Origin of the sequence: Neorhizobium sp. R1-B (assembly GCF_004368875.1) — a bacterium.
In the GTDB taxonomy this organism is placed as follows: domain Bacteria; phylum Pseudomonadota; class Alphaproteobacteria; order Rhizobiales; family Rhizobiaceae; genus Neorhizobium; species Neorhizobium huautlense.
Genome location: NZ_SOEM01000001.1, coordinates 463,686 through 476,186, shown reverse-complemented (window position 1 = coordinate 476,186; position 12,501 = coordinate 463,686). Strand labels below are relative to the sequence as shown.

Below are 12,501 nucleotides of genomic sequence, written 5' to 3'. Positions count from 1 at the left end.
GGATTGGGAAAGAAACCTCGGTAGTCTTCCCCATATGCGCGACATTGCCGAAATACATGAGCGTATCGCCAAAGCGTTCGCGTCTCCCACCTCGGTCGAAAATGCCGAACCGGTGGAGGAGCAGGCTGTGCCTGCCTTGGGCCTTGGTCCACGCGAACAACCCCGCCCACCGGCCAATGCGGTCGCGGCGCTGGTTTCCCGCATCTTCGAATGGCGCCGCAGGCGCACGGTTTCCCGCCTGCATCAGGCCTGGAAAGATGCCGAGGCAGCCAGCGCGGCAAAATCCCGGCAGATCGCGACGGTTGTGCATGAAATCCGGACACCGCTGAACGGCATACTCGGGATGACCCATCTGCTCGGCCAGACGAAGCTGACCGCAGAGCAGCAGAACTATCTGAGCGGCATCCGCCAATCCGGTTATGCCCTGGCGCAGCTCGTGGAGGACCTGCTCGACTACTCGACACTCGAGGCAGGTCGTTTCAAGCTTAACAATCGGGCCGAGAACCTGCGCCACGTGATCGAAAGCGTGGTTGAACTGCTGGCGCCTCGTGCCCACGAAAAGCGCATCGAGATCGCTGCCACCGTGGACGCCGATCTGCCTGATCTGCTCGACTTTGACCCCGCGCGCATCCGGCAGGTGCTTTTCAACGTGATCGGCAATGCCGTTAAGTTCACCGCGGAGGGCGGCGTTCTGGTGCGGGCCTGTGTCGACAACGGAAATGTAGCGATTGCGGTTATCGATAGCGGTCCCGGCATGACGCCCGACGAACAGCGGCGGATCTTCGGCGAGTTCGAACAGATGGGCACCGCAGAAGCGCGCAGCGGAGGCACCGGGCTCGGCCTTGGAATCGCCTCTCGCATCCTCACCGAATTCGGCGGTTCGCTGTCCGTTGCGAGCCGCAAGGGAAGCGGCAGCACCTTCACGATCCGCTTTCCGCTGCAGCTTGCGGAAGTTGCGCAATCGGGCACCGTCGAGCGTAACCAGTTGCTGGCCCGTTCCCGTGTCCTGCTTCTGGCGCCCGATGGCCCGGCGGCGAGGGCAACGGTCGCGACCATCGAGACCCTGGGCGGTCGCTGCCGGCACGTTTCGAATACGGCGGAGGCCCAGATGCTGATCGACCGGGCGGAAGCCGGGCCTGTGCCCTATACCGATCTCATCGTCGACCACCGGCTGGCATCCGACTACGCCAATGAAAAAGCCCATGCGCCGCTGCATCGTATTCTGCTTGTCAACCCGGAGGAACGGGCCTCCCAGCCGCAGGATTTCTTCGATGCCTGGCTCATTCGGCCGCTTCGCGAGAAATCGCTGATCGACGTGCTGAGCGGCCTGCTCAGGGGGTTCGGCACGCGCGATGCGTTGAACGACAACCAGGTGCCGCCGGCGCCCGTCATCGAAAAACCCGTCGATGGGCTTTCTATCCTGCTTGGTGAAGATGATCCGGTCAGCGCCCTGCTCACCCGTTCCATTCTCGTAAAGGCAGGGCATCGCGTCATCCTCGCCGAAGATTTTCCCGCATTGCTGGAAGATGCGCTGCGGGAAGAGGCCCGGCCCGATCTGGTTATCTCGGATATGCATATGCCGGGAGGGACGGTACTCGACCTACTATCGGCATTGCGCAAAGTAGAGAACCAGGGCGGCCTTGCACCCGTTCCGGTCATCGTCCTCACCGGCGAAAGCCGGGAGAATATCCGGCGGGAGGCCCTCCTTAATGGCGCGAGCGTTGTCTTGGGCAAACCGGTCGACCCGCTGAAGCTTCTGGACGAGATCCAGGCTCTGGACGCGGCCGCGTCCGGTCGTCAACAGATCCGTTGACGGAATCACTACCGGAACATATTGTCACAAAAGTTGTCACGTTCCTGTTGCAGAGACGTGATTTATGGCGGTGATCCAACCGGTACGGGACGAATCACCATGACACTTGAACTCCTGAACCGTAACTTGACCTCTGAAAAAACCCAGTCGCCGGCACCTGCCCCGGCAAGCGGCGATACCTTCGGCCGCATAGGCACGCTGGAAACCCGGCTTGCACGCAATGATCGCGAGATCGACGCCGCGCAGGCCGTGCGTTACCGCGTCTTTGTCGAAGAGATGGGCGCGACCCTGAATTCGGACGCCATGCGGCGCCGGCGCGATGTCGATTCCTATGACGCTATCTGCGACCATCTGCTTGTGATCGACCATGCGATTGAGGGCGATATCGAGGACCAGATCGTCGGCACCTATCGCCTGCTGAGGCAGGACGTGGCGCTCGCCAACGGCGGCTTCTATTCGGCCTCCGAGTTCGACATCGAGCCGCTGCTCTCCCGTCACCCGGACAAGCAGTTCATGGAACTTGGCCGTTCCTGCGTATTGCCGGATTATCGCACCAAACGCACCGTCGAACTGCTCTGGCAGGGCAACTGGGCCTACTCGCTGAAACACGGCATGAGCGCCATGTTCGGTTGTGCCTCCTTCCCGGGAATCTACCCGGAGGAGCACGCGCTGGCGCTGTCCTTCCTGCATCACACGGTTTCTACCAAGGGGGAGTGGGCAGTCTCCGCCCGTCCGGAACTCTATCGCAAGATGGATCTGATGCCATTCGAAGGCGTCAACGCCAAGAAGGCGCTGATGGCCCTGCCGCCGCTGATCAAGGGCTATCTGCGTCTCGGTGCGATGATCGGCGACGGTGCCGTCGTCGACCACGCCTTCAATACGACCGACGTGCTCGTCGTCTTGCCGATCGCCTCGATCTCCAGCCGCTACGTCAACTACTACGGCGCCGACGCCGGCCGGTTTGCGAGCTAACGCACCAGCCTGATTGGCCCGTTATATTGCGCGATCGTTCGTCCGGAGTCAGCAGCGGCATGCCTTCGGTCATGCTCTGCTTGCGAGCTCTGGCGATCACAAAACCCTCTCCTTTTGCCGCCTCCTCGACAAAGTGCGACAGATGAGTTTTCGCTTCATGAATATTGACCGTCTTCGTGGGAAAAGTAATCGAGTGGACTTAGTTTACTAAACTTCGTCCACCCGGGTGCTGTCTTCACTGGGGCTCATGTCCCGGCATTGTAAGCTGCGATCGCCGCCATGTTGACGATGTCGCTGTCCTTGGCGCCCATCGAAGTGATCTGCACCGACTTGTCGAGTCCGACGAGTAGCGGTCCGATGACTGTCGAAGCGCCAAGCTCCTGCAGCATGCGTGTCGAGATCGATGCCGAATGGATCGCCGGCATCACCAGCACGTTCGCTGTTCCCGAAAGCCGGCAGAACGGGTACTGCTCCATGCGGTGCGGATTGAGCGCCACGTCGGCTCCCATCTCGCCATCGTATTCGAAGTCCACCCGCCGCTGGTCGAGGATCTTCACCGCCTCGCGCACCCGTTCGGAACGCTCGCCGATCGGCTGGCCGAAGGTGGAATAGGCAAGCAATGCAACGCGCGGCTCGTAACCCATGCGCTTGGCAACGCGTGCGGCTTCGACGGCGATATCGGCAATGTCCTCGGCATTCGGCATGTCGTGGACCGCCGTATCGGCGACGAAGATCGTCCGGCCGCGCGAGATCACTAGCGAGACGCCGATCACCTTGTGGCCGGGCTTGGGGTCGATGCAGCGGCGAATATCCTGCAGTGCGGTCGCGTAGTTGCGGGTCGTGCCGGTTACCATCGCGTCCGCGTCTCCGATCGCCACCATGGTCGCGGCAAAGTGGTTGCGGTCGTTGTGAATGAGGCGCTGGACGTCGCGATGCAGGAATCCTTGCCGTTGCAGCCGGGCGTAGAGATGATCCGTATAAGCCTCGACCCGATTGGAAAGGCGGGCATTGAGGATTTCGATGCCGGGGCGGTCGAGCTCTATGCCGGCCTTTTCCGCTGTCGCGCGGATCACGTCGTCGCGGCCGAGCAGGATTGCGGTTCCGAGTTCCTGATGGCAGAAGGAGATCGCCGCCCGCATGACCTGTTCTTCCTCCGCCTCCGCGAAGACCACCCGTTTCGGAAAGCGGCGCACGCGCTCGTAAATGCCTTGGGTGGTAGCGGCGATGGGGTCGCGGCGGGCGGAGAGCTCGCGGCCATAGGCGGCAAGGTCCGTAATGTTCCTGCGCGCCACGCCGCTTTCCATTGCCGCTTCCGCAACGGCGACCGGGATCGCCGAAATCAGCCGCGGATCGAACGGCACGGGGATAATATATTGAGCGCCGAAGCGCGGCCGGTTGCCCTGGTAGGCCGCGGCGACATCGTCCGGCACGTCTTCCCGTGCCAGTTTGGCAAGGGCTCTGACAGCCGCGATCTTCATCGCATCGTTGATCTGGCTTGCCCGAACGTCGAGAGCGCCCCGGAAAATGTAAGGAAAGCCGAGGACGTTGTTGACCTGATTCGGATAGTCCGAGCGGCCGGTCGCCATAATCGCATCGTCACGGATACGGGCGACTTCTTCCGGCGTGATTTCCGGATCCGGGTTCGCCATGGCGAAGATGATCGGCTTGTCGGCCATGGAGCGGATCATCTCTTCGCTGAAGGCGCCTTTCTGGGAAAGGCCGAACACGACATCCGCGCCCTTCATCGCCTCTTCAAGCGTCCGCTTGCTCGTCTTCACCGCATGCGCCGATTTCCACTGGTTCATACCCTCGGTGCGCCCCTGGAAGATGACGCCCTTGGTGTCGCAGAGGATGATGTTTTCCGGATTGAAGCCCATCGCCTTGATGAGTTCGACGCAGGCGATCGCCGCAGCCCCCGCGCCGTTGCAGACGAGCTTCGTCGTCTTGAGGTCGCGTCCGGTCAGTTCCAGCGCATTGATGAGGCCGGCGGCGGCAATGATTGCCGTGCCGTGCTGGTCGTCATGGAAGACCGGGATGTCCATCAGCTCGCGCAAGCGGCTTTCGATGATGAAGCACTCCGGCGCCTTGATATCTTCGAGATTGATGCCGCCGAAGGAGGGGCTGAGGAAGCGCACGCAGTTGATGAATTCGTCGACGTTCTCGGTATCGACCTCGAGATCGATGGAATCGACGTCGGCAAAGCGCTTGAAGAGGACGGACTTGCCTTCCATGACAGGCTTGGAGGCAAGTGCCCCGAGATTGCCGAGGCCGAGGATCGCCGTGCCGTTGGAGATGACGGCGACCATATTGCCGCGCGTCGTGTAATCGTAGGCGGTGGCAGGATCGGCTGCGATCGCCTTGACGGGCACGGCGACGCCAGGTGAATAGGCGAGCGAAAGATCGCGCTGGGTCGCCATCGGCTTGGTCGGATTGATCTCGAGTTTCCCGGGTCGGCCTTCGGAATGAAAGTCGAGCGCCTCCTGTTCGGTCACGGATGTGCGCGTGCGGGCCTTGTCGTTGACGGGCATGTCTCCTCCAGCTTTCAGCTTTTTGTGGGCAGCCGTCCTCCAGGCCGCGGCAGATATTGTCTTTCAGGGGCCAACATCGATAGTGTCGCCAATTCCTGTGCGCAACAAAAAATCGGTTCTGTGACCCAATTTGAAAGATTCTCCATCGAAGCCTTGAATGCAGCCGAGCTTGCCTCGGAGGAAAGCCGCGCGTCCGCGACGCCGATGATGGAGCAGTATATCGAGATTAAGGCGAACAACCCCGGTTCGCTGCTCTTCTATCGCATGGGTGATTTCTACGAACTGTTCTTCGAGGATGCGATCGATGCGTCCCGCGCGCTCGGCATCACCCTGACGAAGCGTGGCCAGCACATGGGCCAGGATATCCCCATGTGTGGCGTGCCCGTGCATGCGGCGGACGACTATCTCCAGAAGCTGATCTCGCTCGGCTTCCGCGTTGCCGTCTGCGAACAGGTGGAGGACCCGGCGGAAGCAAAGAAGCGCGGTTCGAAATCGGTCGTAAAGCGCGATGTCGTCCGGCTCGTGACGCCGGGCACGATCACAGAAGAAAAGCTGCTCGTCGCCTCCGAATCCAACTATCTGATGGCGCTCGCCCGCATCCGCGGCTCCTCGGAAGCGCAAATGGCGCTTGCCTGGATCGACATCTCGACCGGCGTCTTCCGGGTCGCTGAAACCGATCCGTCGCGCCTGCTCGCCGATATCCTGCGCATCGATCCGCGCGAGCTGATCTTGGCCGACACCATTTTCCACGATGCGGAGTTGAAGCCGGTCTTCGACGTGCTGGGCAAGGTTGCCGTGCCGCAGCCATCCGTTCTGTTCGACAGCGCCAGCGCCGAAGGCCGCATCGCCCGCTATTTCGGTGTCGGGACGCTGGACGGCTTCGGCACCTTCTCCCGCTCCGAGCTGGCCGCCGCCGCGGCCGCGGTCGCCTATGTGGAAAAGACCCAGATTGCCGAACGCCCGCCGCTCGGCCGACCGGAACGCGAAAGCGGCGCCTCGACGCTCTTTATCGATCCCGCCACCCGCGGCAACCTGGAACTCACCCGCACACTGTCCGGTGAACGCGAAGGCACTCTCCTGAAGGCGATCGACCGCACCGTCACCGGTGGCGGCGCTCGTCTGCTCGCCGAGCGGCTGATGTCACCGCTGACTGATCCCGACCGCATCAACCGGCGGCTCGACTCGATTTCGTTCCTCTTGGAGGAGCCTGGGCTCTGCTCCGAGCTTCGTTCTTCGCTGAAACACGTGCCGGATATGCCGCGTGCGCTGTCCCGTCTAGCGCTGGATCGCGGCGGTCCGCGCGATCTCGGCAGCATCCTGCAGGGGCTGGAAGCGGCGCGCGGCGTGGCGGCCTTTCTTGATGGTGCTCTGCTGCCGGAAGAGCTCGGCAATGCGCTCACCGATTTGAAAGCCCTGCCGCTGCACCTGGAATCGATGCTTGGAAACATGCTGGCCAAGGAACTGCCGCTCCTGAAGCGCGACGGCGGCTTCCTGGCCGAAGGCGCCCATTCGGAGCTGGACGAGGTCCGTGCCCTGCGCGATCAGTCGCGCCGGGTGATTGCCGCGCTCCAGCTTCAATATGCCGAGGAAACCGGCATCAAATCGCTGAAGATCAAGCACAACAACGTGCTTGGCTATTTCATCGAGGTCACGGCCGGCAATTCCGGCACGATGACAGACACGCCGGAGGGCAAGGCGCGCTTCATCCATCGCCAGACCATGGCAAGCGCCATGCGCTTCACCACGACCGAGCTTGCAGATCTTGAAAGCCGCATCGCCAACGCTGCCGATCGGGCGCTGACGATCGAGCTCGAAGCCTTCGGCCAGATGGTCGAGGCCGTTACCGCCGAAGCCGAGGCGATCAAGGCTGGCGCCCGAGCACTCGCCGTCGTGGATGTGGCCGCCGGTCTCGCCATGCTCGCCGAGGAATGGAACTACCGCCGCCCCGTCGTTGATGCCTCCCGCATGTTCGCGATCGAAGGGGGCCGCCATCCCGTCGTCGAACAGGCGTTGCGCCGGCAGTCCTCGGGTCCCTTCATCGCCAACGACTGCGATCTTTCCCCGTATGGGACCGGCGAGTTCGGCGCGCTCTGGCTGCTGACCGGTCCGAACATGGGCGGCAAGTCGACTTTCCTGCGCCAGAATGCGCTGATCGCCATCCTTGCGCAGATGGGCTCCTTCGTACCCGCGACGTCAGCCCATATCGGCGTCGTCGACCGGCTTTTCTCACGCGTCGGTGCATCGGATGACCTGGCGCGCGGCCGGTCGACGTTCATGGTGGAGATGGTCGAGACGGCGGCGATCCTCAACCAGGCGACCGACCGGTCGCTGGTCATCCTCGACGAGATCGGCCGCGGCACGGCGACTTTCGACGGCCTGTCGATCGCCTGGGCGGCGGTGGAGCACCTGCACGAGGCGAACCGGTGCCGCGGCCTCTTTGCCACCCACTTCCATGAACTGACGGTGCTTTCGGAAAAGCTCAATCGCCTCTCCAATGCCACGATGAAGGTCAAGGAATGGGACGGCGAGGTAATCTTCCTGCATGAGGTCGGCCCAGGTGCTGCCGACCGCTCCTACGGCATCCAGGTCGCCCGGCTTGCCGGCCTGCCTGATTCCGTCGTTGCCCGCGCTCGCGACGTTCTCACCAAGCTGGAAGATTCCGACCGCAAAAACCCGGCAAGCCAGCTGATCGACGACCTGCCGCTCTTCCAGGTCGCAGTGCGCCGTGAAGAAGCCAAACGCGCCGGGCCGTCGAAAATCGAGGAAGCGCTGAAGGCAATCAATCCAGACGACATGACACCGCGCGAGGCATTGGACGCGCTTTATGCGCTGAAGAAGCAGCTGAACTGACAGCTTTTGATCTGGGAGCAAGACGGCCGGCGCATCCTGCGGCGGTCTCTTCATGCTTTTCAACTTGGAACATGATAGGCATCGAAATCTGGATTTGAGGCGACTTTCGTCGGATATCTGCATTGCTCTCCATTCCCTTGCCATTCCTTGCCGGCCTTGTCTTCGCGCTGACGCTTTATCGCAGCCTGAAGGGCGTCGAAGTCTCCGGAACCCGGCGCTATTTTTATGCCTTTCTCGTCCTATATGCCTTGCAGGGCATCGGTGTAGGTCTGCGTTTTGGTTATGGTGTCGAAGGGTTGATACCCTTTCTTCCAGTCTCGGCATCCCTCATGCCGCCGCTTGCTTTTCTGGCGTTTCGCGGTCTGACGGCGAAGCCTCTCCCGAGGCCCTGGCTCCATCTGCTGCCGCCGCTTGCCGTTTCGGTCGCTGTTGGCTTCTTCCGCGATCTGGTGGACCTGCTGCTGCTGGCGATCTTCGTCGGCTATGCTTTCGCGCTCTGGCGGCTCACCGTTGCGAACGGCACCGAGGTCATGGCCGAGGCCTCGCTGCAGCGCATGCGCCCGGCGTTTCGTGCGGCCCGTCTGACCGCAGGTCTGATGTTATTCTTTGCCGTGAGCGACGCTGGGCTCGCCGTCTATGCAGGCCTCTACGGCTCCGATGACGTGCCTTTCGTGGTCGCCATCATGAATATCGCCGCAATCGCCGCCGTGGTGGTCTATTACTTCGCGCCGGAGCTTTCGGCTTCAGGCGCTCCGGCAAGGCCGGCAATGGAGGCGACCGCGGAAGACCGCGCCATCCTCGCCCGTGTGGAGGTGGCGCTGGAGGATCGCGAACTTTACAAGAGTGAAGGTCTGAGCCTGGCGAAGCTTGCCCGCAGGACCGGCCTCTCCGTGCGAGATGTCTCTTCCGCCATCAACCGCGCGACCGGCCTCAACGTCTCGCAATTCGTCAACAACCGGCGCGTCGCCGAAGCCTGCCGTCTCCTTAAGGAGAGCGAGCAGACGGTCACGGCGATCATGTTGGATGTCGGCTTTTCGACGAAATCGAACTTCAACCGCGAATTTCGTCGCGTGACGGGCATGAGCCCGGCGCAGTACCGCATACGGGCCAATCAGCCGCAAAGCGGCTCCGCAGAACCGAAGCGGACTTGAACTTTGTGTCGGGAAGAAACAACTTTGAAACGACCGGCAGTGATAATTGTTGGTCAAGGTGCCCCGAAATCGCTATAGCCTCCCCGGCAGGCCGGCACCGGCAGGATAACATGGCCAGACACGATATCGATTTTTCTGAACTGCTCGACGCAACCCGACTCAGGGCCGAATGCAAGGCGATCGCCGAGGACAAGAACCGCTCGCAGCTGGAATTGCGCGCCGCTCTCTTGCCGGTCCTGCGCCGCGCCAGCGTCGAAGGACGCGAAAAGGCGCGGGAACTGTTGGCCAGGGACGGCAGCGGGCTCGCCTGCGCGCGGCGCATTTCCTGGCTTCAGGATCAGCTGATCTGCGTCCTGCACGAAACCATCGCAGCCGGCCTCTATCCGGAGAGCAGCGCGATCGCGATCGCGGCTGTCGGCGGTTATGGACGCGGCACATTGGCGCCGGGGTCCGATATCGACCTTCTCTTCCTTCTCCCGGAGAAAAATTCGGAGAATATGCGCAAGGCCGTGGAGTTCCTGCTTTACGTCCTGTGGGATCTGGGCTTCAAGGTCGGCCATGCAACCCGCACCCTGGAGGAATGCATCCGCCTGTCCAAGACGGACATGACGATCCGCACGGCCATCCTCGAGAGCCGCGACATCTGCGGCTGCGAGCGTCTGGTGAAGGAGCTCGAGACCCGTTTCGACAGGGAGATCGTCGCCGACACAGGCCCTGAATTCATCGCCGCCAAGCTCGCCGAGCGCGACCAGCGCCACCAGAAAGCGGGCGATACCCGCTATCTCGTGGAGCCGAACGTGAAGGAAGGCAAGGGCGGTCTTCGCGACCTTCACACCCTCTTTTGGATCGCGAAATATTATTACCGCGTCCGCGATACGGCCGATCTCGTCAAGCTCGGCGTCCTGTCGCGCGAGGAATGGCGCCTGTTCGACAAGGCGGATGACTTCCTTTGGGCCGTTCGCTGCCACATGCATTTTCTGACCGGCAAGGCGGAGGAACGCCTTTCCTTCGACATCCAACGCGAAATCGCCGAAAGCCTCGGTTACCATTCGCGTCCGGGCATGTCCGCCGTTGAGCGCTTCATGAAGCATTATTTCCTGGTCGCCAAGGATGTCGGTGATCTGACCCGCATCCTGTGCGCCGCGCTCGAAGAACATCAGGCGAAGGCGGCGCCGGGCCTGACCCAGCGTGTCATCTCGCGCTTTACCAAGCGGCTGCGCAAGATCCCCGGCACGGTCGAATTTGTGGAGGATCGCGGTCGCATCACGCTTGCCGACCCGGATGTCTTCAAGCGCGATCCGATCAATATCATCCGCTTCTTCCATGTGGCGGATATCAACGGGCTTGAGCTGCATCCGGACGCGCTGAAACACATGACCCGATCGCTGTCGCTGATCGGCAACGACGTGCGCGAGAACGAAGAGGCCAACCGCCTTTTCCTATCCATGCTGACCTCGCGCCGTGACCCAGCCCTCATGCTCCGCCGCATGAACGAGGCGGGCGTTCTCGGCCGCTTCATTCCCGAGTTCGGCAAGGTCGTGGCGATGATGCAGTTCAACATGTATCATCACTACACGGTCGACGAACACCTGATACGCTCGGTGGAAGCGCTGTCCGAGGTGGACCAGGGCAAGGCCGCCGATATTCATCCGCTCTCGAACAAGTTGATGCCGAGCATCGAGGATCGGACGGTGCTTTACGTCGCCGTCCTGCTGCATGATATCGCCAAGGGTCGCCAGGAGGATCACTCGATCGCCGGCGCCCGTATCGCGCGCAAGCTCTGCCCGCGGCTCGGGCTCAACCCGAAACAGACCGAACTGGTCGTCTGGCTGATCGAGGAGCATCTCCTGATGTCGATGACCGCCCAGACGCGCGACCTGCACGACCGCAAGACCGTTACCGACTTTGCCGAAAAAGTGCAGTCGATGGACCGGCTGAAGCTGCTCCTCGTGCTGACCATCTGCGATATCCGTGCGGTCGGTCCGGGCGTCTGGAACGGCTGGAAGGGCCAGCTGCTGCGCACGCTTTATTATGAGACCGAGCTGCTCTTGTCCGGCGGCTTCTCGGAGCTGTCGCGCAAGGAGCGCGCCAAGCAGGCGGAAGAGGAGCTTTTCAAGGCGCTCGTCGACTGGAGCCAGAAGGAGCGCCGCACCTATTCCAAGCTGCATTACCAGCCTTATCTGCTCTCGGTATCGCTGGACGATCAGGTCCGCCACGCCAAATTCATCCGCGATGCGGACAAGGCCGGCCAGGCGCTTGCCACCATGGTCCGCACCGACTCGTTTCATGCGATCACCGAGATCACCATTCTGGCGCCGGACCATCCGCGCCTCCTGTCGATCATCGCCGGCGCTTGCGCCGCGGCGGGCGCCAATATCGCCGACGCGCAGATCTTCACCACATCCGACGGGCGTGCGCTGGACACGATTCTCATAAATCGCGAATTCCAGGTGGACGAGGACGAGCTTCGCCGCGCCGGCACGATCAGCCGCATGATCGAGGACGTGCTGTCGGGCAAGAAACGCCTGCCGGAGGTCATTGCCACCCGGGCCAAATCCCGCAAGCGCAACAAGACCTTCGTCCTGCCGCCCTCCGTCACCATCTCGAACGCGCTTTCGAACAAGTTCACCGTCATCGAGGTGGAGTGCCTGGACCGTACGGGCCTGCTTGCGGATATCACGGCGGTCCTGGCCGACCTGTCGCTCGATATCCATTCAGCGCATATCACCACCTTCGGCGAAAAGGTCATCGATACCTTCTACGTCACCGATCTCGTCGGCTCGAAGATCATCAACGAGAACCGCCAGGGCAATATCTCTGCGAGGCTGAAGGCCGTCATGTCGGAACAGGAAGACGAGTTGAGAAGCGGCATGCCGACCGGCATCATCGCGCCGGCACCCACTCCGGCCCAACGCAAGACCAAGGCCAGCGCGTGAGCCGTCTTTGATGAACATCTTTGCTTGGAAGTACACCCCCCTCTGGCCTGCCGGCCATCTCCCCCACAAGGGGGGAGATCGGCTGGTGGCAACGGTGTCACCAAACAGTAGGCGCCCCTATTCGGCTCTTCGCCAATTTGGCGGGAAAAGCGCGCCGCTTGTAATCTCCCCCCTTGTGGGGGAGATGGCCGGCAGGCCAGAGGGGGGCGGGCTTGCTGAAGCCGGTGCTATTTCGCACGACACGATGAGCC

The 12,501-nt window shown here is 62.0% G+C and carries 6 protein-coding genes; 5 read left to right on the top strand and 1 reads right to left on the bottom strand.

All coding sequences use genetic code 11. From position 1 onward, the window contains the following. Nucleotides 1-34: 34 nt before the first annotated feature. Both EDE05_RS02215 and EDE05_RS02210 read left to right on the top strand, forming a co-directional pair. Nucleotides 35-1,813, top strand: coding sequence for a response regulator (locus tag EDE05_RS02215; RefSeq protein WP_134099709.1), 1,779 nt, complete (start codon nucleotides 35-37; stop codon nucleotides 1,811-1,813). Nucleotides 1,814-1,912: 99 nt separating this feature from the next. Then, nucleotides 1,913-2,785, top strand: coding sequence for a GNAT family N-acetyltransferase (locus EDE05_RS02210; protein WP_105370463.1), 873 nt, complete (start codon nucleotides 1,913-1,915; stop codon nucleotides 2,783-2,785). Nucleotides 2,786-3,030: 245 nt separating this feature from the next. On the opposite strand, the gene EDE05_RS02200 is transcribed toward EDE05_RS02210, so the two are convergent. Beyond that, nucleotides 3,031-5,313 (bottom strand): NADP-dependent malic enzyme, encoded by a 2,283-nt coding sequence (locus EDE05_RS02200; protein ID WP_134099706.1) that lies wholly within the window; start codon nucleotides 5,311-5,313, stop codon nucleotides 3,031-3,033. 204 nt (nucleotides 5,314-5,517) lie between these two features. Between EDE05_RS02200 and mutS the strand changes: the two genes are divergently transcribed. The 3 genes from mutS (at nucleotide 5,518) to EDE05_RS02185 (ending at nucleotide 12,250) form a co-directional block, all read left to right on the top strand. After that, entirely contained in the window at nucleotides 5,518-8,163 is a 2,646-nt protein-coding gene (gene mutS, locus EDE05_RS02195; RefSeq protein WP_245519854.1) for a DNA mismatch repair protein MutS, read from the top strand. Between the two features lie 122 nt (nucleotides 8,164-8,285). After that, nucleotides 8,286-9,314, top strand: a complete 1,029-nt coding sequence (locus tag EDE05_RS02190; RefSeq protein WP_134099701.1) for an AraC family transcriptional regulator — start codon at nucleotides 8,286-8,288, stop codon at nucleotides 9,312-9,314. A gap of 110 nt (nucleotides 9,315-9,424) precedes the next feature. After that, nucleotides 9,425-12,250: a [protein-PII] uridylyltransferase gene (locus EDE05_RS02185; protein WP_134099698.1), complete on the top strand. Its 2,826-nt coding sequence runs from the start codon at nucleotides 9,425-9,427 to the stop codon at nucleotides 12,248-12,250. Nucleotides 12,251-12,501: the final 251 nt, after the last annotated feature.

What these genes read in the sequence shown, in the direction of transcription:
- EDE05_RS02210 (WP_105370463.1), top strand. Translation starts at nt 1,913, where the DNA reads ATGACACTTGAACTCCTGAACCGTAACTTGACCTCTGAAAAAACCCAG.
- EDE05_RS02200 (WP_134099706.1), bottom strand. Translation starts at nt 5,313, where the DNA reads ATGCCCGTCAACGACAAGGCCCGCACGCGCACATCCGTGACCGAACAG.
- mutS (WP_245519854.1), top strand. Translation starts at nt 5,518, where the DNA reads ATGATGGAGCAGTATATCGAGATTAAGGCGAACAACCCCGGTTCGCTG.
- EDE05_RS02185 (WP_134099698.1), top strand. Translation starts at nt 9,425, where the DNA reads ATGGCCAGACACGATATCGATTTTTCTGAACTGCTCGACGCAACCCGA.
- EDE05_RS02215 (WP_134099709.1), top strand. Translation starts at nt 35, where the DNA reads ATGCGCGACATTGCCGAAATACATGAGCGTATCGCCAAAGCGTTCGCG.